The 19,739-nt window shown below is 70.8% G+C and carries 18 protein-coding genes; 7 read left to right on the top strand and 11 right to left on the bottom strand.

The window, feature by feature from the left end:
- Positions 1 to 4: 4 nt before the first annotated feature.
- Complete coding sequence (locus OHA25_RS42210) at positions 5 to 940, bottom strand: carbohydrate kinase family protein (protein ID WP_327582515.1); 936 nt, start codon at positions 938 to 940, stop codon at positions 5 to 7.
- Positions 941 to 1,103: 163 nt separating this feature from the next.
- Here OHA25_RS42210 and OHA25_RS42205 point away from each other — a divergent pair, with 163 nt between their 5' ends.
- From OHA25_RS42205 to OHA25_RS42190, 4 genes are read left to right on the top strand one after another with little or no spacing between them, the layout of a single operon-like run.
- Positions 1,104 to 2,093 carry a sugar ABC transporter substrate-binding protein gene (locus tag OHA25_RS42205; protein WP_327582514.1) on the top strand — a complete coding sequence of 330 codons (990 nt, stop codon included), beginning with the start codon at positions 1,104 to 1,106 and terminating at the stop codon, positions 2,091 to 2,093.
- Between the two features lie 10 nt (positions 2,094 to 2,103).
- Positions 2,104 to 3,066 carry an ABC transporter permease gene (locus OHA25_RS42200; RefSeq protein ID WP_327582513.1) on the top strand — a complete coding sequence of 321 codons (963 nt, stop codon included), beginning with the start codon at positions 2,104 to 2,106 and terminating at the stop codon, positions 3,064 to 3,066.
- Positions 3,063 to 3,875 carry an ATP-binding cassette domain-containing protein gene (locus OHA25_RS42195; RefSeq protein ID WP_327582512.1) on the top strand — a complete coding sequence of 271 codons (813 nt, stop codon included), beginning with the start codon at positions 3,063 to 3,065 and terminating at the stop codon, positions 3,873 to 3,875. Before OHA25_RS42200 ends, OHA25_RS42195 begins: the two co-directional genes overlap by 4 nt.
- Positions 3,876 to 3,906: 31 nt before the next feature.
- Complete coding sequence (locus tag OHA25_RS42190; protein WP_327582511.1) at positions 3,907 to 4,917, top strand: LacI family DNA-binding transcriptional regulator; 1,011 nt, start codon at positions 3,907 to 3,909, stop codon at positions 4,915 to 4,917.
- 93 nt (positions 4,918 to 5,010) lie between these two features.
- Here OHA25_RS42190 and OHA25_RS42185 read toward each other — a convergent pair whose 3' ends face one another.
- The 3 genes from OHA25_RS42185 to OHA25_RS42175 all read right to left on the bottom strand — a co-directional run bounded on the left by OHA25_RS42185 (position 5,011) and on the right by OHA25_RS42175 (position 8,711).
- Positions 5,011 to 6,264 carry a hypothetical protein gene (locus OHA25_RS42185; protein ID WP_327582510.1) on the bottom strand — a complete coding sequence of 418 codons (1,254 nt, stop codon included), beginning with the start codon at positions 6,262 to 6,264 and terminating at the stop codon, positions 5,011 to 5,013.
- A gap of 69 nt (positions 6,265 to 6,333) precedes the next feature.
- Positions 6,334 to 7,308 carry a hypothetical protein gene (locus OHA25_RS42180; RefSeq protein ID WP_327582509.1) on the bottom strand — a complete coding sequence of 325 codons (975 nt, stop codon included), beginning with the start codon at positions 7,306 to 7,308 and terminating at the stop codon, positions 6,334 to 6,336.
- A gap of 275 nt (positions 7,309 to 7,583) precedes the next feature.
- On the bottom strand, positions 7,584 to 8,711 hold the full coding sequence (locus OHA25_RS42175) for a glycoside hydrolase family 53 protein (protein ID WP_327582508.1): 1,128 nt from the start codon (positions 8,709 to 8,711) through the stop codon (positions 7,584 to 7,586).
- Positions 8,712 to 8,993: 282 nt separating this feature from the next.
- On the opposite strand from OHA25_RS42175, the gene OHA25_RS42170 reads away from it, so the two are divergent.
- Together OHA25_RS42170 and OHA25_RS42165 are read left to right on the top strand one after the other, a co-directional pair.
- Complete coding sequence (locus OHA25_RS42170; protein WP_327582507.1) at positions 8,994 to 9,509, top strand: XdhC family protein; 516 nt, start codon at positions 8,994 to 8,996, stop codon at positions 9,507 to 9,509.
- Positions 9,510 to 9,723: 214 nt separating this feature from the next.
- Positions 9,724 to 10,407, top strand: coding sequence for a DUF998 domain-containing protein (locus OHA25_RS42165; protein WP_327582506.1), 684 nt, complete (start codon positions 9,724 to 9,726; stop codon positions 10,405 to 10,407).
- Here the strand turns inward: OHA25_RS42165 and OHA25_RS42160 are convergent.
- Together OHA25_RS42160 and OHA25_RS42155 are read right to left on the bottom strand one after the other, a co-directional pair.
- Positions 10,380 to 11,147: a DUF2267 domain-containing protein gene (locus tag OHA25_RS42160; RefSeq protein ID WP_327582505.1), complete on the bottom strand. Its 768-nt coding sequence runs from the start codon at positions 11,145 to 11,147 to the stop codon at positions 10,380 to 10,382. The two genes, OHA25_RS42165 and OHA25_RS42160, sit on opposite strands and share 28 nt — an antisense overlap.
- Positions 11,148 to 11,222: 75 nt before the next feature.
- A complete protein-coding gene (locus OHA25_RS42155) occupies positions 11,223 to 11,585 on the bottom strand; it encodes a hypothetical protein (RefSeq protein WP_327582504.1) in 363 nt (120 codons plus the stop codon).
- Between the two features lie 146 nt (positions 11,586 to 11,731).
- Here OHA25_RS42155 and OHA25_RS42150 point away from each other — a divergent pair, with 146 nt between their 5' ends.
- Positions 11,732 to 12,724, top strand: coding sequence for a helix-turn-helix transcriptional regulator (locus OHA25_RS42150; protein WP_327582503.1), 993 nt, complete (start codon positions 11,732 to 11,734; stop codon positions 12,722 to 12,724).
- Positions 12,725 to 12,866: 142 nt separating this feature from the next.
- Here OHA25_RS42150 and OHA25_RS42145 read toward each other — a convergent pair whose 3' ends face one another.
- The 5 genes from OHA25_RS42145 to OHA25_RS42125 all read right to left on the bottom strand — a co-directional run bounded on the left by OHA25_RS42145 (position 12,867) and on the right by OHA25_RS42125 (position 19,486).
- Positions 12,867 to 14,075 (bottom strand): FAD-dependent monooxygenase, encoded by a 1,209-nt coding sequence (locus OHA25_RS42145; RefSeq protein ID WP_327582502.1) that lies wholly within the window; start codon positions 14,073 to 14,075, stop codon positions 12,867 to 12,869.
- 34 nt (positions 14,076 to 14,109) lie between these two features.
- The gene (locus OHA25_RS42140; RefSeq protein WP_327582501.1) at positions 14,110 to 17,244 is read right to left on the bottom strand and encodes a BTAD domain-containing putative transcriptional regulator; all 3,135 of its coding nucleotides are present in this window, start codon (positions 17,242 to 17,244) and stop codon (positions 14,110 to 14,112) included.
- A gap of 163 nt (positions 17,245 to 17,407) precedes the next feature.
- The gene (locus OHA25_RS42135) at positions 17,408 to 17,530 is read right to left on the bottom strand and encodes a hypothetical protein (protein WP_327582500.1); all 123 of its coding nucleotides are present in this window, start codon (positions 17,528 to 17,530) and stop codon (positions 17,408 to 17,410) included.
- An 87-nt stretch (positions 17,531 to 17,617) separates the two neighbouring features.
- Positions 17,618 to 18,442, bottom strand: a complete 825-nt coding sequence (locus OHA25_RS42130) for a PIG-L family deacetylase (RefSeq protein ID WP_327582499.1) — start codon at positions 18,440 to 18,442, stop codon at positions 17,618 to 17,620.
- A 105-nt stretch (positions 18,443 to 18,547) separates the two neighbouring features.
- The gene (locus tag OHA25_RS42125; RefSeq protein WP_327582498.1) at positions 18,548 to 19,486 is read right to left on the bottom strand and encodes a hypothetical protein; all 939 of its coding nucleotides are present in this window, start codon (positions 19,484 to 19,486) and stop codon (positions 18,548 to 18,550) included.
- Positions 19,487 to 19,739 lie beyond the last annotated feature (253 nt).

Raw genomic sequence — 19,739 nt, 5'->3', positions numbered from 1 at the left:
GTGCTCAAACAGCGGCGAGCTGGTCCGCCCACGGTGGGTTCGCACCCGGTACCGAGCACGTCATCGCTGACACCCGCACCGCGAACTCCGCCGCCTCGACCGCCGCACCAAGCGTGAGATTGCCGAGACGGCCGCCGAGCAGCCCCTTGGAGCCGAGGCTGTGCAGCAGGCCGGCCGTGAAGGAGTCGCCCGCGCCGACCGTGTCCACAACGTCGACCTCGGGAGCCGGGACGGTCGTGCGCTCGCCGTCCAGCGACACCACTGCGCCGGCCGCGCCCTTGGTGATCACGATGAGCCGGGCGCCGGCCTCGTGCCAGTCGTCGCAGGCACGTGCCAGAGTCACGCCCGGCACCAGGAATCCCAGGTCGTCGTCGCTGAGCTTGAGGATGTCGGCCCACTCGCACCACCGGGCCACCGGGTAGTCGTCCCGGGAGGCGAGCGTGGGGCGGACGTTCGGGTCGAGGGAGATCGTGGCGTGCCCGGCGGCGGCCCGCGCGAACTCCTCGATCGCCGCCCGCCCAGGCTCCCTGGCCAGGGCGAGCGAGCCGGTGTGCAGGCATACCGCCGCGCCGAGCAGGGCGGAGTCCAGCTCGTACGGCGTCCACTGCCAGTCGGCGGTGCCCTCCGCGTAGAAGGTGTATTCGGCCTGCCCCCCGGCGTCCAGCGCGGCGACGGCGAGGGTGCTGGGCTCCTTGGCGTCGACGGATGCCGACAGGTCGACGCCCGAGGAGGCGAGGTGCTCCCGGAACAGCCCGCCGAACACGTCCCCCGAGATCCGGCCGAGGAACCGCGTGGGGGTGCCGAGACGGGCCAGGGCCACGGCCGTGTTGGCGGGCCCGCCGCCGGGAAGCACGCGCAACGCCAGCCCACCCGGATCCGCGCCGGCGGAGTGCCGTTCGGTGAAGCCGTCGGCGACGCATTCGCCCAGGACAGCGATCATCTGGCCTGCCTTCATAGGCCCGCCTTTCCAGCACGTTGCCGATTTGTTACGGCATGGGGGCATTGACGTTTCTCGGACGGGAGTCCATCATCGCAGCACGGCGGATGTCAACGTTGACATATGTCATCGTTGACATTGCATCCCCCGAGATAGGAACCCGCTCATGAATGCAAAACTGTCGGCCGGTCTGCTCATCACCTCCCTCCTCGTCACCGGCTGCGGAGGCGGAGGCGGCACCGAGACCGCCGCCACCACCACCCCCAAGGTCGGCTTGATCACCAAGACCGAGACGAACCCGTTCTTCGTCAAGATGAAGGAGGGCGCGCAGAAGTCCGCCCAGGCCAACGGTCTGGAGCTGATGAGCGCCGCGGGCAAGTTCGACGGTGACAACGCCTCTCAGATCACGGCGATCGAGAACATGGTCGCCGCCGGCGTGAAGGGCATCCTCATCACGCCGAGCGACACCAAGGCCATCGTCCCGGCGATCAAGAAGGCCCGCGACGCCGGCGTCCTGGTGATCGCCCTCGACACGCCCACCGAGCCGCAGGAGGCCACGGACGCGCTGTTCGCCACCGACAACTTCAAGGCCGGCGAGCTGATCGGCCAGTACGCCAAGGCGGCCATGGCCGGTAAGCCAGCCAAGATCGCCACGCTGGACCTGGCGCCAGGCGTCACGGTCGGCCAGCTCAGGCATGACGGCTTCCTCAAGGGGTTCGGCGTCCCGGCGGGCGACCCGTCCGTCGTCTGCTCCCAGGACACCCAGGGCGACCAGTCCAAGGGCCAGACCGCGATGGAGAACTGCCTGCAGAAGGCTCCTGACATCAACCTCGTCTACACCATCAACGAGCCCGCCGCGATGGGCGCGTACACCGCGTTGAAGGCCAAGGGCCGCGAGAAGGACGTGCTGATCGTCTCCGTGGACGGCGGCTGCGCCGGCGTCAAGGCCGTGCAGTCGGGCCAGATCGCCGCCACCAGCCAGCAGTACCCGCTCAAGATGGCCGAGGACGGCGTGAAGGCGGTGGCCGAGTTCGCCAAGGCCGGCAAGAAGGCCTCCGGCTACACCGACACCGGCGTCACCCTGATCACCGACAAGTCCGTCACCGGCGTCGAGGCCAAGGACACGGCCTTCGGCCTGGCCAACTGCTGGGGCTGACATGGCCGTCATGGAAGCGACGCTGCCGCGTCGCCTGATCTCGACACCGGTCGCGGGCCCGGCGATCGCACTTGTGCTGGCCTGCCTGTTCTTCGCGCTGAACAGCCCTCAGTTCCTCACCGGCCCCAACTTCTCGCTGATCATCCAGCAGGTCATGGTGGTCGGCACGCTCGCCATCGGGCAGACCCTGATCATCCTCACCGCGGGCATCGACCTGGCCTGCGGCGCGATCATGGCGTTCGGCGGGATCGTGATGACCAAGCTGGCCGTCGACAGCGGCCTGCCGCCGCTGCTCGCGGTGGCCGCCGGGCTCGCCGTGTGCGCCGGGTTCGGGCTGGTCAACGGGCTGCTGGTGATGAAGATCTCGTTGCCGCCGTTCATCGTGACGCTGGGCATGCTGAACGTGGTCTTCGCGCTCACCCACATCTACTCCAACGAGCAGACGATCACGGATCTGCCGCCGGTGCTGACGTTCCTGGGGCAGACGATCCAGGTCGGGCAGACCAACGTCACCTACGGGTCCCTGCTGACGATCCTGCTGTTCCTGCTGTTCGCGTACCTGCTCGGGTCCACGGCGTGGGGCCGGCACGTGTACGCGCTCGGCAACAGCCCCGAGGTGGCCCGGCTGACCGGCATCAGGACGCGGCGGCTGACCGTGGGCATCTACACCCTCGCCGGTCTCGTGTACGGCATCGCGGCCCTGCTGCTCGTCTCCCGTACCGGCGTCGGCGACCCGCAGGCCGGCCAGACCGACAACCTCGACAGCATCACCGCGGTCGTGCTCGGCGGGACGAGCCTGTTCGGCGGGCGCGGCCTGGTGATCGGCACGCTGGTGGGCGCCCTCATCGTGGGGGTGTTCCGCAACGGCCTGCAACTGATGGGCGTACCGTCGATTTACCAGACGCTCATCACCGGCGTCCTGGTGATCCTCGCCGTCGCCGTCGACCAGCTCTCCCGCAGGAGGACCCGATGACCACCCCGGTGCTCCAGGCCCGCGGCCTGGTCAAGCGATACGGCCACGTGACCGCGCTCGACGGCGCCGACTTCGACCTGATGCCCGGCGAGGTGCTCGCGGTCATCGGCGACAACGGCGCCGGCAAGTCCAGCCTGATCAAGGCCCTGACCGGCGCGCTCCAGCCCGACTCCGGCGAGATCATGCTCGACGGCAAGCCGGTGCGCCTGCGCTCCCCGATCGACGCGCGCCGGCACGGCATCGAGACCGTCTACCAGGACCTCGCGGTCGCGGCCTCCCTCGACATCGCGACGAACATGTTCCTGGGCAGGGAACTCCGCAAACCGGGCATCCTCGGCAGCGTCTTCCGCATGCTCGACAAGAAGCGCATGCGCGAGGAGTCCGCCAAGCACATGGCCTCGCTCAAGATCGGGCTGCGCTCGCTCACCCAGCCGGTCGAGTCGCTGTCCGGCGGGCAGCGGCAGGGCGTGGCCGTGGCCAGGGCCGTGGCGTGGGCCACCCACGTCGTCGTCATGGACGAGCCCACCGCGGCCCTCGGCGTCAAGGAGTCCGGGCAGGTCCTGGACATGATCAAGCGGGTCCGCGACGGCGGCACGCCGGTCGTGCTGATCAGCCATAACATGCCGCACGTTTTCGAGATCGCCGACCGCATCCACGTCCAGCGCCTCGGCCGCAGGGTCGCCCAGATCAAGCCGGGCGACCACAGCATGGCCGAGGTGGTGGCCATCATGACCGGGGCGCTCCAGGTGTCGGAGGGCAAGGCCGTGGTGGCGGACAAGGGCGCGGCGGAGGCGATCGGCTTGTCCTGACGGATGATCGGCGGCCACTAGCATGGCTCAAATGCGGCGTCCGACGATGACAGACGTGGCCCGCGAGGTCGGGGTCACGGCGAAGACCGTCTCGCGGGTGCTCAACGACGACGGCCCCGTCGCCGTCGAGACCCGCGAACGCGTCATGGAAGCCGTCAGGAAACTGGGCTACCAGCCCAACCTGATGGCCCGCAACATGCGCGTCGGCGCGCGGGACGCCGCGATCGGCCTGGTCATCCCCGAAATGGGCAACCCGTTCTTCGGCATGGTCGCGGGCGGCGTCGAGAGCGTCGTACGCGCCCGCGGCCTCACCCTCATCGTCGGCTCCTCCAGCGAGACGCCCGACCTGGAGCAGTCGCTCATCGCGACGTTCCTGGCCCGGCGGGTGAGCGCCCTCATGGTCGTGCCCTCGGCCACCAGCGACCACCGCCACCTGCGCACCGAACGCGTCGCCGGCCTGCCCATCGTCTTCCTCGACCGCCCCGCGGTCGGCCTGACGGCGGACTGCGTTGTGAGCGCCAACAGAGAGGGCGCCAGGGCCGGGGTCGCGCACCTCATCACCCACGGCCACCGCAGAATCGGCTTCATCGGCGACCTCCCCTCCACCCTCTACACCCGCCGCGAACGCTTCCAGGGCTATCGCGACGCCCTCGACCACGCCGGCCTGCTTTTCGACCGCGCCTTAGTGGAAACCGGCCACGACCAGGAGGCCGCCCAGTTCGCCGCCCTGCGCCTGCTGTCCCTCCCCGACCCGCCGACCGCCCTGTTCGCCGGCAACAACCTGGCGTCGATGGGCGCGGTGGTGGCCCTGTCCCGATCGGGGCGGAAGGACGTGGCCCTGGTCGGCTTCGACGACCTGCCCCTGGCCGACTGCCTGGACCCGCCGCTGACCGTGGTGGCCCAGGACCCGGCGGGGATGGGGGTGGTGGCGGCGGAGCTGGTGCTGGCCAGGCTGGACGGCGACAAGTCCAAGGCCCGCAGATCCTTGGTCCCCACCCGCCTGATCGTCCGCGGCTCCGGCGAGTTGCCGGTGCAGAGGTAGAGCTCCCCCCGCATCATGCCCCGCCTCAAGGCCGCCGACCTGGTCAACCTCGCCGATAAGCTACGTCGGCGCCGGTGAGGCAAGTGAGACGTTCTAGCCGGGCAGGCGGTCGAGTGTGCGGGTGAGGGCGGCGCGGCCCTCGCGAAGGGCGCCGGCCAGGTCGGCTCCAGCCGGGCTCTGCCAGATCAGGCGCACGACGGTGGCTCCGCTCCGGACGATCAGTGCGATGTGCGCGACCGAGTCCTTGTACGTCGGGTCACGGGGCAGCTCCGGACGCCGCACGGCATGGCTCTCCATCTCGCCCGTCCAGCCGCCCCGTGCGAAGGGCTCCACTGTGTAGGGGATTCGCACCGGTTCGGCCTCGTCCTCATACTCGCAGGGCCTGATGACGTCCTCGCCCGTAATAACGTTCTTGAACTCGTCCTCCGGCGTCACCAGCAGACGGCGCGCCCTCTCCGCTCGCGCCGCGTCGGGCATGAGGAGCACCTCCTCATGCACGGTGACCCGGCCGGTCAGGACCCTGCTGACCATGGGCACCGCGGCGGGCAGGTTCTTGTGGACCATGTGGTAGGTGCACGTCAGATCGGACCGGTCGTCGCCGCCGGTCCAAGGCGCGACGTCCAGCCCGTACGCCGAGGGCGGCGGCAGGGCCGCGGCCAGCGCGCCCAGGCCCGGCCGCGGAGACGGCACGGGCATGGGGCCGTCCCGGCGGCCTCCGACGGCGGTCAGCGCGGATGCCGACGCCACGACACCCTGTCCCACCCAGTACGGGTCCTCGGTCTCGCCCTGCTCGATGGGCCACCACCACGACGCCTCGGCCAGGAACTGGCCGCGAGCGGCCACGATGTAGGCCTCGGTCGTCACGTCCCCCATGTCCGGGCTCCGCGCCGCAGTGTTCATGAGCTGCGTCCCGTGCCAGCCCTCGCGGTCGAAGGGCAGCGTAACGGTGCTGTCGCCCGCGCACCGCCGCGCCGCACGGCCTGCGAGGTCCGCCAGCTGCTGCGACCGCTCCGGCGGGACGATCCAAAACCTCAAGGTCAGCGGCCTCGGCAACTCGGCCACTCTGAGCTTCGCGCTGTAGGCGGGAACGCCTATCGGCGGCCTCAGATCGCTTTCCTCCTGGCACGCCGGCATCAGGGGTACGGCGGGCGACGTTGCGGCATGCTGCCCGTCGATCAGGTGTGTGTCGTCAACGTGGCGGCGCAGGCGCTCGGCGATGTCCTCGACCGTGGCGGCCGCCGCGTGCGGTGTGTCGAACGGTGGCACGGGCGGCACCTGACAACCGTAGGTGACCAGGAGCAGCACCGCCCCCACGGCCATGGCCAGGGCGAGCGCGCGGCTTCTCACGTGATCCACATGTGGTTCGACGCAGCCGGGCGCGCCATGGTTCGACGCCTTCGACGCAGGGCTCGCCCGTCACGTTGACGCGTACCTGCGGGCCACTTCGTGGAAGGCCTCCTTGGGCTCCCACGCCCATATGTCGTCGGCGGAGACCTTCACCACGCCGAAGCCGGCCATGTCCAGGTCGTGGCGTGGGTCGGGGCGGTGCGGGAAGTCCGGCATGGCGAAGGTGAACACGAAGCAGCCGTGGACGCCGTGCACGGCGTACAGGTCGATGAGCTCGCCGAGGTACGCGGCCTGGGTGTGCTCGTCGCGGACGTGGCCGTCCTTGACGCGGGGTTCATCGGCGAACCATTGGACGATGCGGAAGGAGCCGGGTCCTCGCTGGTCGGCCCCCACGTGGGCGCCGCAGCCGAATTCGGTGATGACGACCGGCTTGTCGGCGCCATCGAGGAGGGTCCGCAGCCCCCTCTCGTAGGCGGCAGGGTCGGTGCCGGAACGGTACAAGTTCACGCCGATGACGTCGAAGCCGGACCAGTCCACCTTCTCCCAGCCGCCCGCGGCGTAGCTGATCGGGCCGTGGAAACTGCGGCGGGCCGTCCTGAGCGCGTCGGCGAGCAGGCGGTTGAGCCTACGCGTGATCCGGCGGTCGAACAGCCGCCGCAGCCGCGGCCGTACCAGCACCTGCAGGCGAATGACGACGCGCGGCCCCGGGATCATCCCGGGGGCAGTGAGCGAGAACTCGCTGCCGACCAGCAACGTGACCCGGCCGGGATGCCGGGCGCGCAGTTCCTCGGCCGCGGCCGCCGTCGCCGCCAGGTGCGCCAGCTGCGCCGAGCGCGGCCGGTCGGCAAAATATGGCCGGATGTAGACGTCGAGACCCGCCTCCAGCGCATGCTGCGCGGCCGCGATATGCGGCCCGGTCTCGGTGCCGATGAGCATCACCGCCGTGCAGTGCAGCTCCTCGGCGATGACGCGCAGGTCGCGGCGCACAACGTCGGTCGGCGCGTCCTCGATCGCGTACGAGATCCCCTTGATTTCCCATGCCACGATCCCCGGCTCCCCATCGGTCATCTCGGCTGGCCGCCCACCCGGCACGACGGCCGGTCAACACCGTTGTCCGGCCAGATGCTAGACAGACCGAAAGTGACGCGCATCCGTCTTCCGGTCACACCGCATCGACCAAAGTCGTGGCCGCCGCCGACTGCGGCCAATCCAGATGAGCCGCTTCTTACGATCGCCGCCATCAAAGCACGCGTGGTCGCGGGCCGGGTCGATCGCGGGGCGCGCCCCGCCCGGAATCGCGGGCGGGGCCTCGGCTCGCCCTACGGGTTCCACCTGATGTTGGGGTTGATGCCGCCGGTCCAGTTGAAGGTGGCCATGTTGTCCCACTGGTTGCCGGTGCCGTTCATGTTGGCCGGGTCCCACCCGTTACCGGAGATGGCGTACCAGGTCGGCTCCCAGTAGAAGACCCCGATCGCTCCGGCGTTGCGCGCGGTGTTCTGGACGGCGGTGAAGTTGCTCGCCTGGCCCTGCCACGTCGCCGGGTAGCCCGAGCACGGCGCCGAGCCGTTCACCACGTTCGCCTCGCTGTCGGCGTTGGCCGCGGTGAACGGGTAGGCGGTCTCGGCCACGATGACAGGCTTGCCGTAGCGGGTGCGCACGTCGTTGAGGACCGTGGACAGGGTGGACAGCGAGCCGTGCCACATGCAGTAGTACGACAGGGCGGTGATGTCCCAGGGCACGCCCTTGGCACGGATTCCGTCGTAGAACCAGCGCGCGTTGGCGAGGCTGTTGGCGTTGGCCGTGTGGATGATCACCTGGGTGCCGCTGTTGCAGGCCTTGGTCGCGTTGTAGCCGGCCTTCAGCAGCAGGCTCAGGTTGGTGAAGTCGTTGTTGACGACCCTGCCGTCGTTCCAGAGCATGCCGACGTTGATCTCGTTGCCGATCTGCACGCTGTCCGGCGTGGTGCCCTGCGCCTTCAGGCTGGTGCAGACGTCGTAGGCGTAGTTGTAGACGTCCGTCTGGAGCTGGCTGATGCCGTGGCCGGCCCAGGCCGCCGGTTTGTACTGCTTGCCGGGGTCCGCCCAGGTGTCCGAGTAGTGGAAGTCGATCATCAGGCCGAGACCTCTGGCCTTGATCGCTCTGGCGTACGCCAGGACCTTCGCCTTGTTGTTGTATCCGCTCGCCGGGTTGTTCCAGATGCGCAGCCGCACGTAGTTGACGCCGACCCCGGTGAGGATGTCCAGCGGGTCGGCGGCCGTGCCGGCGGCGTTGTAGTACCTGGCGCCGAGGTCCAGGCTGCGCTGGACCGAGGAGATGTCGGCGCCGCGCATGGTCAGCGTGGCGGCGGAGGCGGGTGGGGGACTCGCCGGTATGAGCGCGAGCAGCATCACCAGCGTCAGCAGGAGCGTGACCCTGGTTCTCCTCCATAAGCGGTGGTAGACGGCCATTCCGATCTCCTTGACCAAGAAATGGGTGGGGGTGGTCTTGATCCGCTGCTTCTGTGAACGCTCACGGACGGATGTGATGAAGGCAGGCCAGAAAAACGCCCTTATGGGGGCAAAGTCGACGTTCTCGGACTGTGAACGTTCACAGATTTTCTTGAGCATGAGGATAAAGAAGAATCCGGCACGGGGGAAGAGAGAGTTTCGACCTTGTTTCGAGGCGGTGGCTGCCGGGTTTCCCGGCACGCGCTACGGCGCAGACGCGCCGCTTCGTGTCAGACTGCGGTTATGACCCACACCCATGACGAAGGCCCGGCGTGTGAGGTGGCCCACAGTGATGCTCCCGCGGAGGAGACCGGGCGGACGCTGGTCGCCGTCTTCGCCTCTCCGGTGGCCGACTGTCTGCTGAGGTTCGGTGCCGAGCTCGGCTACCGCACGGTCCTTCTCGAGCCCGATCCCGGGCGCCGCCTCGGCGGGTTCACGGCGGAGACCGAGATCGGCGACTACGTCGACGCCACGGCCGACGTGGTGCTCACCGACCATCACCGCGAGGAGATCGGCCCCGTTCTTCGCGACCTGCTCAAGTCGCCCGCCCGGTGGATCGGCATCATGGGCAGTCCCCGCCACACCGGGCCACACGTGCAGGCACTGACCGACCTGGGTGTGCCGCCGGAGGACATCGCCCGGGTGCACCGGCCCATCGGGCTCAACATCGGCTCACGTACTCCTCCCGAGATCGCCCTCGCCACCCTGGCCGGGTTGATCGCCGACCGCAACGGCCGCCCCGGCGGCTTCGCCTTCTGAGGTGTCGTACGCACCGGCGGCGACGTCGGTCCGTGCCGCCGGCCAATCCGGTGCGCGGAGTTCCCTCAGAACGCGTTGCAGGTGTTGATGTCAGCGTTGCGCGATGCCCCTTGCGGGACAGCGACCGTCGCTGGAACGGATGTCCGGTAAGGGCAGGTCGTCTCGACGTCTCCGATGAGGGCGCCACCTGGGCGCCACGCCGAAAGGAGCGTCGATGTCACACATGCCACAGCAGACCGCGTCCCCGGGAACACGGGACTCCCTGACTGCTCGTCTGCTGGCCTGCGGCCTGGTTGTCGGCCCGTTGTTCGTAGTGATGGTGTTGGTGCAGGCGGTCACTCGCGAAGGGTTCGACCTGACCTACCACCCGATCAGTCTGCTGAGTCTGGGGGAGCTGGGGTGGATGCAGATCGCCGACTTCGTCGTGGCCGGCCTGCTGTGCGTGGCCTTCGCCGTCGGAGTGCGGCGGATGCTGGGACGGGGGCGGGGAGGCACGTGGGGGCCGCGGCTGATCGGGCTCACCGGCATCGGGATGATCACGGCGGGGGTCTTCACCAGCGATCCGGGCGCCGGGTTCCCGCCCGGCGCCCCGGCGGGGGCGCCGGCGTCGATGAGCTGGCACGGCATTCTGCACGAGGTCGCGTTCGCCGTGGTCTCGTTGTCGTGGCTCGCGGCCTGTTTCGTGTTCCTGCGCCGGTTCGCCGCGCTGAAGCGCCGGGCGTGGGTCGCGGCCTGCGTCCTGGCCCCGGTCGCGGTCGTCGTGCTGGTCGCGTGGCCTGACCTGGACGGGTTGAGCGTGCGGCTGGTGGTCGCGTCGGCGATGCAGTTCGGGTTTCTGTTCGCCTTGGCGGCGGACCTGCTGCGCGGCCGTCAGGAAGCCGGGAGCAGGGGTGCGTAGTCGCTGGGCAGGTGATCCGTCACGTCGAGGAACTCCTCGTGGGGGATGGACTCGCGCAACGTGGTGAAGACGGCCAGGGCGTGTTCGCGGGCGGTCCCCGGGGGGACGTGCTCGCGCTCGGCGATCCGGCGTATGAACTCCTCCACCGGCATGCGGGTCGCCTTCACGGTCACGCCGCGTTTCAGCGGCGCGTGCAGCTGGACGGGCAGGCGGCTGATCAGGTCTTCGACCTCGCCGGGGGTGATGCGTTCCGCGAGGGTCTCCAGCACCGCCTCGGTGGCGCGGTGCGCGCCGGCGCGGTCGAGGGCGGCGCGTCCGGCCACCGCGTCCAGGAACCGCCCGGCGGGGACGATCTCGATGTGCCGCCGCCTGGCCTCCTCGAGCAGGGGTGCGAAGTCGTGGGGGAGGTCGGCCGCCAGGTAGGCGATCTCGTCGGGGCTCACGGTCTGCCCCAGAGCCCAGAAGACGGCGCGGGCGTGCCGGTCGGCTGTTTCGAGGTCCACGCCTTCGCGCTCCGCTACGCGGTGGAGGAACTCGTCGGCGTCGAAGGGTTCGGGGCTGCTTTCGGAATACAGCAGCCGCATCATTTCCGGCGGGACCTCGCCCATCAGATCGTGGCTCTGTTCCGTCGACAGCCGCTCGGACAGGGTCTGGAGCGTGGCTTCCACGGCGCGGCCGGCGGACTCGGCGCCTTGCCCGATCCGCTGGCCCACGGTCTTGACGAACTGCTCGTAGTCCATGTCCACCCCCGTACCGGTCAGCTACCCCGGAAGGGGCGCGGGCGTACCACCCGCGCCCCTGATGGTTCGGCGGGCTTACCGTTTGACTGTGAAGTGGCCGGTGAGCGGCCCCAGGCCGACGGTGTACGTACCGGGCTCGGCGCGCCGCACGTCGAAGGAGACCCAGGTGCCGCGGCCGGCCCGCACGGGGATGCCGCGTCGCTGGTCCACCTCGCCGTCGACGCGCAGCACGGCCGCGTACTCTCCGTCCTGTTCGCCCACGTTCTTCACCCACGCCTGGACCCGCACCCGGCCGGAGCGCGAGACCTCCGGCGTCACGTCCAGGTCGCTCACGGCGAACAGCGCCTCGGGGCCGGCGACGCGGTCGTGCAGGAACACGTCGCTGCGCCGGTTGGTGTCGCCTTCGACGAGGTTGGCCGAGGTGCTCTCGTACACCACGTACCTGCCGTCGTCGCGCTCCTTCGTTCAGGTGCCGCGGGGGACTGCTGCTGATGAACGCTGACATTCCCGGTCATTTCCTGACAAGATCAGTGGGTGACGACTTTCTGTCATGTGACGTAAACCCGACACGAAGGGGAGGGGCCGTGCTGGAGGCGATCGGTCTCGGACCCCAGGACGAGGAGGTGTACGACGCGCTCGTCCGCCGCACCCAGGCCACGGTGACGGAGATCGTCCACGACTGCCATCTCCCCGCGTCGGCCGCCAGGCGCATCCTGCAGTCGCTGGTCGAGCTCGGCCTGGCCACCCGCTCGACCGGGCGGCCGGTGCGCTACGTCGCCGTCTCGCCCGACAGCAGCCTGGAGGCCATCCTGCGCGAGCGTGAACGCCAGCTGGACGGCGTCCGCACGCACATCAGGGCGCTCATGGACGTCTACCGCGCCAGCACGCGTTTCGCCCACCCCGGCGAGCTGATCGAGGTGGTCTCGGGGCGCGACGAGGTCAACCACCGGTGGGTGCAACTGCAGCAGGACACACGAGTCCAGATGCGCGGGTTCGACCGGCCGCCGTACGCCGACCCGCAGGAGCACACCGAGTCCAACCCGATCGAGCTCCAACTGCTCAAACGGGGCGTCAAGTATCGCGTGATCTACGACACCAGCGTGCTGGAGCTGCCCGGCTGGCTGGAGGACGTCACGGCCGGGATGAGGCACGGTGAGCAGGCCAGGATCGCCGCGGACCTGCCGATGAAGCTGGCCATCTCCGACGACCGGCTGGCGATCATCCCGTTGCTGCGGTCGGGGGACAGCGTGGTGGCGGCCTCGTACGTGATCCACGCGTCGCCGCTGCTCGACGCGCTGTGCGCGCTCTTCGAGGCGGTGTGGGAGCGCAGCGTGCCGCTCCGGCTCACCGGGTCGGGCGTGGAGACGTCACCGGAGGGCTCCGCCGGCGAGCTGTCGCGGGACGAGGAGCGGCTGCTCACACTGCTGGCGTCGGGCGCCACCGACAAGGCCGCGGGACGGGCGCTGGGGTGGAGCGAGCGAACGGTGCAGCGGCACATCACCAAGCTGATGCGCCGGCTCGGGGCGCGGACCCGCTTCCAGATCGCCATGGAGGCCACACGCCGCGGCTGGATCTAGGCCTTGCCTGCCCTTGGGCGAGCGGGGCGGCAGGACGCGTGGCCGTCCCGCGGGTCACCGCGTCGTGCGACCGGACGTGTGGCCGTCCCCTGGGTCACCGCGGCGTGCGGCCGCCTGGCTCCGATGGCACTCACCGGCATGATCACGGTTGGCCGGGGGCGGCGTACGCCTTCAGGGTGATCGCGCTGGCCGTCCGCCTGGCGCCGCGGACCATGAGCCCCTTCCACGGGATGTAGGGCATCAGGCGGTAGTTCTGCTTGACGAACCAGGCCATGAGCCTGCTCGAGGGCACCATCCACCCGGCCACCCCCTGACCCATCTTCTGGCAGCCGGCGACGTAGTCGCGCATCGCCTCCTGGTAGCGGGCGAAGCCGGCGCGGTGGTCCGCGCCGGCCGCGGCCAGTTCCCCCGCCAGGACGTACGCGCCGACCACGGCCAGCCCGGTGCCCATGCCCGAGAGTGGCGAGGGCGAGTAGGCGGCGTCGCCCAGGAGGGCGACGCGGCCGCGCGACCAGGTGTCCAGGTGGACCTGGCTGATCGAGTCGAAGTAGAAGTCGGGGGCGTCCCACATGGCGTCGAGCAGCCCGGGAGTCTCCCAGCCCACAGCGTCGAACGTCTCGGCGAGGATCTTCTTCTGCTGTTCCACGTCGTGACGGTCGTAGGTGAGCGGTGGCGAGCCGAAGTAGAACATGGCCTTCGCCTCGGTGTTGCGCCGGGCGCTGTAGACGCCCACGACCTTGCCCGGCACGCCGTAGGTCCGTCCGGTGTGGTCCAGCCCCAGATAGTTGTCGATGGTGTAGATCGCGCAGTACAGGCCGAGGTGCTCGACGTGGTCCCGCTCGGGGCCGAAGGCCAGCGCGCGTACGGTGGAGTGCAGCCCGTCGGCGCCCACGACCAGGTCGAATCTGCGGGACGCGGCCCGCTCGAAGGTGACCTCCACGCCGTCGGCGTCCTCGGTCATGGCGGCGATGGAGTCGTCGAAGAGGTATTCGGTGTGGTCCTTGGTGGTGTCGTACAGGATGCGCGCCAGGTCGCCACGCAGGATCTCGATGTCGCCGCTGAACAGGCCGGAGGGAATGGTGGCCACCTTCTTGCCGGCGGCGTTGACCTGCGCCATGTCGCCCATGTTGGTCCGTTCGCGTTCGACGTCGGCCAGGATGCCCATGCGCCGGAGCACGGCGAGGTGCACGTCACCGCGGAAGTCGACCGCGTAGCCGCCGTCGCGCAGGGCGGGGGCCCGCTCGACCACCGTGGGGGTGAACCCGTGCCTGCGCAGCCAGTAGGCCAGCGCCGGGCCGGCGATGCTGGCCCCTGAGATCAGAATGTTCGCGTTCGCTGGTGTGGTTGCCATGCGGCCAGCGTGTCCAACGGCGCTCACCGATCGCTCACCGCCGGCTCGCGGCTCTGCCCTCGGCCAGGGTGCGAATGGCCGGTTCGGGTACGCCGGCCAGGCGCAGAGCGTCCGCCAGGGAAAGCTGTGCTCCCGTCCGGTAGGCGGCCTCGTACGGGGCGTCGCCCAGGGCGATCCGCGCCATGGCGGCGACCTTCGCGGTGTCGGGATCGGAACCGGCGGGGATTCCTCGCAGTACCGTGGCGGCACCGAGCAACCGGGCCGCCGAGGTCGCGTCGCCTGAGGTGAGGACCGTTCCCGCGAGGGCCTCGACCGCGCGGGCGCCTTCGGGGACCGGCCCGGCCAGGGCCGCCACGGCGGCGCGAACGTACCAGATCCGGGCCTCGCCGGGCGCGCCGGACGCCTCGGCGACCTTGCCGAGGCCGAGAAGGGTGTTGAAGCGGCTTCTGGCGCTCTTGAGCCAGTGGGTCTGGAACCGCTCCAGGGCCTGTTCGTACAGCCGGCGCGCGCCGGCCAGATCGCCGTCCAATCGGGCGATGTCGCCGAGCCCGCTCAACGCGGCGGCGAGATAGGTAGGGCTGCCCGCGCGGCGCGCGATCCCGGCGGCCCGCTCGTAGTCCGAGCGCGCCGCGTCAAGGCCCCCCGCCGACCTGGTCCGGGCACGGTGGACCCGGTAGTCGCCCCGGTTGCACAGCAGGTCGGCCACGTCCTCCTGGGCATCGAGGCGCTCGGCGAGGGCGAGTGCCTCATCGGTCAGGATGATCGCGGTGTCGGGGTCGTCCCGCAGGTACGCCAGGGCGGCCAGCGAATCCAGCGCGAGCGCCGTCCCCCACCGGTCGCCGAGCACCCGGAAGGTCTCGGCGGCCGTGCCGAACGCCTCCGCGGCCGCCGCGAAACCGCCCAACATAAGCGTCGGATAACCCCCCACCACGTGACTGATCGCCGCCTGCCACGGATCCGAGGTCATGCGTCCCCGGGTGATCACCGACATGGTGACCCGCGGCTCTCCCATGGCGCTGGCGATGACGGGCCAGAGGAACGGGATGGCCGGATGGCCCAGCGGCCGGTCCTCGCGGGCGACGATCGACTCGGCCGCTGGAAGGCAGCGTTCCCACACCCGCAGGGCGCCCCCGGCGGCCGCGATCAGCGCGCAGAGCACGTAGTCGGTCTCCAGCCCCGCCGGCGGGGTGCTGCCGGCCGCCTCCAGCAGCGTGGTCGCCCACGGCGTGACGGTGGTGCGGGTGCCGCGCAGCCAGGCGTACCAGGCCATGGACGCCAGCAGCCCGAGCCCCAGCCGGGTCTCCCCTGCCTCGGCCGCCCAGCGCAGTGCCGCGTGCAGGTTCGCGTCCTCCGCGGTGAGCACGGCCAGCCAGCGGAGCTGCTCGGGGCCCCGCAGCCGTGGCTCGGCGGTCCTGGCCAGCCGCAGGAAGTGGTCCGCGTGCGCGCGCCGTATGGCGTCGGCCTCCCCCGCCTCCTCCAGCCGCTCGGCGCAGTAGTCGCGGATCGTCTCCAGCATGCGGTAGCGGCCGCCGGTGACTTCCACGAAGGACTTGCCGGCCAGGGAGTCCAGCACGTCCTCGGCGTCGGGGACCGCGCAGATCCGCCGTGCCGCCTCGGCGGTGGCGCCGCCGCCGAAGACCGTCAGGCGCCTGGCCGTCACCCGCTCGGTCTCCGACAGCAGGTCCCAGCTCCACGCCACGACGGCGCGCAACGTCTGGTGCCTCAGCTCGGCCGTACGGCTGCCTCGCGAGAGCAGCCTGAACCGGTCGTCCAGCCCGGCCGCGAGCTCCTCGACCTCGTGCGTACGCAGCCGGGCCGCGGCCAGCTCGATCGCCAGCGGCAGGCCGTCCAGGCCGTGGCAGATCCGCGCCACGGTCGCGGCGTTGGCGTCGTCCACGGCGAAATCCGGTCGTACTGCGGCGGCCCTGTCGGCGAACAGTCGCGCAGCCGGGACGGCCGAGAGCGACCGGACCGGCCACAGGCTCTCACCGGTGATGCCCAGCGGCTCCCGGCTGGTCGCCAGAACCCGCAGTGTGGGGCAGCGTTTCAGGAGCCGCTCGGCCAGTGCCGCCACCGCGTCCACCAGATGCTCGCAGTTGTCCAGAAGAAGCAGCACCGCGCGCTGGTCCAGGGCGGCCATGAGCCGTGACTCCGGCGTCATCCCGCCCTGCCCGATGTGGAAGCCGCTGTCCCGAAGGCCGAGCGCGCCCAGCACGGCCGCGGGCACCTCCGTCCCGTCGCGCACTGATGCCAGCTCCACGAGACACACCTCGGGCTCCGTGCTCGCGACTTCGACGGCCAGGCGGGTCTTGCCGACGCCGCCGGCACCCACCAGGGTGACCAGGCGGTTCCTCGCCAGCAGGTCGGCGACCGCGGCCTGGTCGTCCGCGCGGCCCACGAACGTGGTGAGCTGGGCGGGGAGCCCGCGTGTGACCGGCTCGCCGCGCAGCAGGGAACGGTGGATCGCAGCGAGCTCCGGCCCGGGGTCCGCGCCGAGTTCGTCGGCCAGCAGCCGGCGGATCTCCTCGAACTCCACCAGCGCCTCCGCCTGCCTGCCGTCGGCGCGCAGCGCCCGCATGAGCAGGCCCCGCAGCCGCTCCCGCAGCGGATGCGACGCGGTCAACTCCCGCACCTTCGGTACGACAGCCCGATGCTCGCCCAACCCCAGCTCCGCCTCGATGCGGTCCTCCAGGGCGTCTAGCCTGCGCTCCTCGAGCCGGGCCGCCTCGGCCCGCGCGGACCCGGCGTCGACGGCATCGGCGAGCGCCGGACCGCGCCACAAGGCGAGCGCCTCCCGCAGCAGCTCCTCCGCACGGGCCTGATCACCGCGCACCAGGGACCGGCGCCCCTCGTTCGACAGCCGCTCGAAACGGTACGCGTCCACGTCATCGGGATCCGCCGCCAGCCGGTAGCCGCCGGGAACGAACTCGATCGCGGCACCAGGGCTCAGCGCCCGGCGGAGCCGCGAAACCTGTGACTGCAGGGCGTGGGCCGACCCATCGGAGACCCGTTCGCCGTACAGATCGTCGATCAGCCGTTCGGCCGCCACCACTTCGCCGGCGCGCAGCGCCAGCAGCGCCAGCAGCGCACGCCGGGCCGGGCCACCGAGCTCCACCTCGCTCCCGTCGTCACGCCATGCCCGCGTGGCACCCAGGATCCCGAACCGCATACGCGTCATCATCTCGCGCCGTCCGGCCTGTGTTCGACGTGATTCTGCATGGCCGGAGGCTCGGGTTTCAGGGTCTGAGCGGGGGAGACGCCTCTGCCACTCCGTCGTTCGTCGCCTGCCACCGCGTCGCCTGCCGCCGGGTGGGCGACCGCTGCGTCGACTGTCAACGGCCCCGACCGCGGCCGTGACCGCCACCAGGCCCAGGGGGCAGGGCGCCGGTGAGCGCGGTGGCGTCGAGCTCGGTGACCGTCTGGAGCGAGATCACGTTGACCTTGCCGTCGTCCATGGTGATCGTGGCGACGGAGTCCTTGAGCTGGTGGCTGACGACGGTCCCATGGCAATCTCCAGAACAATGTTTGGGACGCCTTGCGGCCTAGCCGTCGCGCAGGCCCTCGAACAGGTCCTCGTCGTGGTCGGGGACACTCACCTTGCACAGCACCCGCTCAAACGCCTCGTGCGAGAACGCCTGCTCCTGGGCCTCCTGCGGCATGCGGAACAGGAAGATGTTTTCCCCCTGGCTTTCGTGGGCCCTGATCGCCTTGAGCTTGCGTTCGACGTAGGGCGTGACGTCGACGACGCTCGTGACGCGCTCGTCCGGCGTGCCGAAGTCGTCGGACGGCTCGAAGCCGAGGTCGATCCCGTGCTCGCGCATCATCTCGAACATGCGCTTGATGGCGGCCCGGGGGATGGCCGTGTAGTAGAACTTGTCGGGGATGCCGGTCGACTCCACCGCGGCGGCCGTGATGCGGTGGGCCTGGACGTGGTCCGGGTGGCCATATCCGCCGCCGCCCGTCTCGTCGTAGGTCACCACCACCTGGGGGCGGTAGTGCTCCATCAGCGCGGCGAGCCTGCCCGCGGCCTCTTGGACGGGCACGTTGGCGAACGCGTCGGGGTGGCTGTTGGCCGTCCAGCCTTCCATGCCCGAGTCGCGGTAGCCGAGCAGCTCCAGGTGGTCGATGCCCAGGTGAGCGACCGACTCGCGCAGCTCGGCGAGCCGGCGCGCGGCCACCGCCGCGTCATCGTGCCCCGCCTCGCCCGGTTTGATGCCGTCCTGGTCATCGCCCTGCTCGCCGTTGGTGCAGGTGACCAGGACCGTGCGGATGCCCTCTTCGGTGTAGCGGGCCAGGATGCCGCCGGTGCTGAGGCACTCGTCGTCGGGGTGGGCGTGCACGACCATGAGGGTGAGTTGCCGATCCATGTGCCGAAACACTACCGGTCACCCCCGACAATCCTGGGCCCGCCCAACCCTGAACCGCCCCACCCGCTCCGGTGTGGGGGTGCGGTCAGGACAGGGCGGTGCAGGTCAGGGGCGTGGTCGCGGAGGCGGCATGGCCTCGGCGTCTTCCAGGAGGTCGGTGACGGTGGCGGCGCGCAGCATGTGCGGGTGCAGGTCGCGGGCCCGCTGCTCCGGGACCCCGCCGGCCAGTGCCGCGTCGGCGAGCGCGCCCCTGAGCCAGTCGAGGTCCACAGGACGGCCATCCGATCGCCTGATCAGCGGCTCGCCGGCGGGGCGGCTGGCGCACAACACGCGCAGCAGGGGGCGGGCCAGCGGCGAGACGGGGAAGGCGACGACGTCGTCCCGGCCATGATGCACGGTGATCACCGCGGGCCGGCTGCCGGCGCCGTCGTCCACGCTGTGGACGTCCTGCCGGGTCAGGCCGGCCAGCGCGTCCACGGTGGCGCCGGTGAGCTCCAGCAGCGCGACCGCGGCGGCCTCGGCCGTGCGGCCGTCGGCGGCCAGGCGCGCGACGCCTTGGCGCAGCTGCCGGCGTTCTTCCCTGGTGAGCGTACGCGTGCCGGCGAGCCGGCGGTTCGTGGTCACCCGCCGGCCGGGGACCTGGTTGTGCCGTACCACGCCGCACTGCCAGGCGAAGGTGTAGAAGGACAGCAGGACGGAACGTTTCCTGGCCACCGTCCTGCTCGCCAGCGGCCTCCGGGACGGCGTGCGGGTGAGCGCGCCGGTCCGGGCCATCTCGCAGTAGGCGTCCAGATGGGCTCCGGTGACGGCGAGGAGTTCGAGCGCCGGCTCCTCCTCGCGCAGCCAGCGCAGGAACGACGCCAGCACCTGCAGACCGACCTGCCGCGTGGCCGCGGAGGGCTTGACGTGCAGCCAGGCGGCCACCGTGCGCCAGGCCAGCGGGTCCAGCGCGTCGACCAGGTCGACGTCGCCACCGGCCGCCTCGCCTCCGTCCCGGGGCCGCCGGCGAGGTCGCAGACCGGGCAGCTGCCCGACGCTGGTCACACCGGATGGAGGCGGTGGAACCCGCCCGGCCCCCGTCATATCGGACGTGGGCGGTGGGATCTGCCCCGCCTCTGTCCCGTCGGACGTGGGCGGTGGGATCTGCCCCGCCTCCGTCGCGCCGGACGCGGGCGGCACCTTCCCCGCCACCGGCACATCCGGAACAGAGGGCTGACCAAGAGGCGGTGGGAGCTGACCGGCGCTGGTCACGCCGGGAGGAAGCGCCGTGGTGGGGGTCGGTTCCGTGCGGTCTCCT

Origin of the sequence: Nonomuraea sp. NBC_00507 (assembly GCF_036013525.1) — a bacterium.
Classification (GTDB): Bacteria; Actinomycetota; Actinomycetes; order Streptosporangiales; family Streptosporangiaceae; genus Nonomuraea.
The sequence above is the reverse complement of the archived record's forward strand: the minus strand, read 5'-3'. Positions and strand labels throughout refer to the sequence as shown.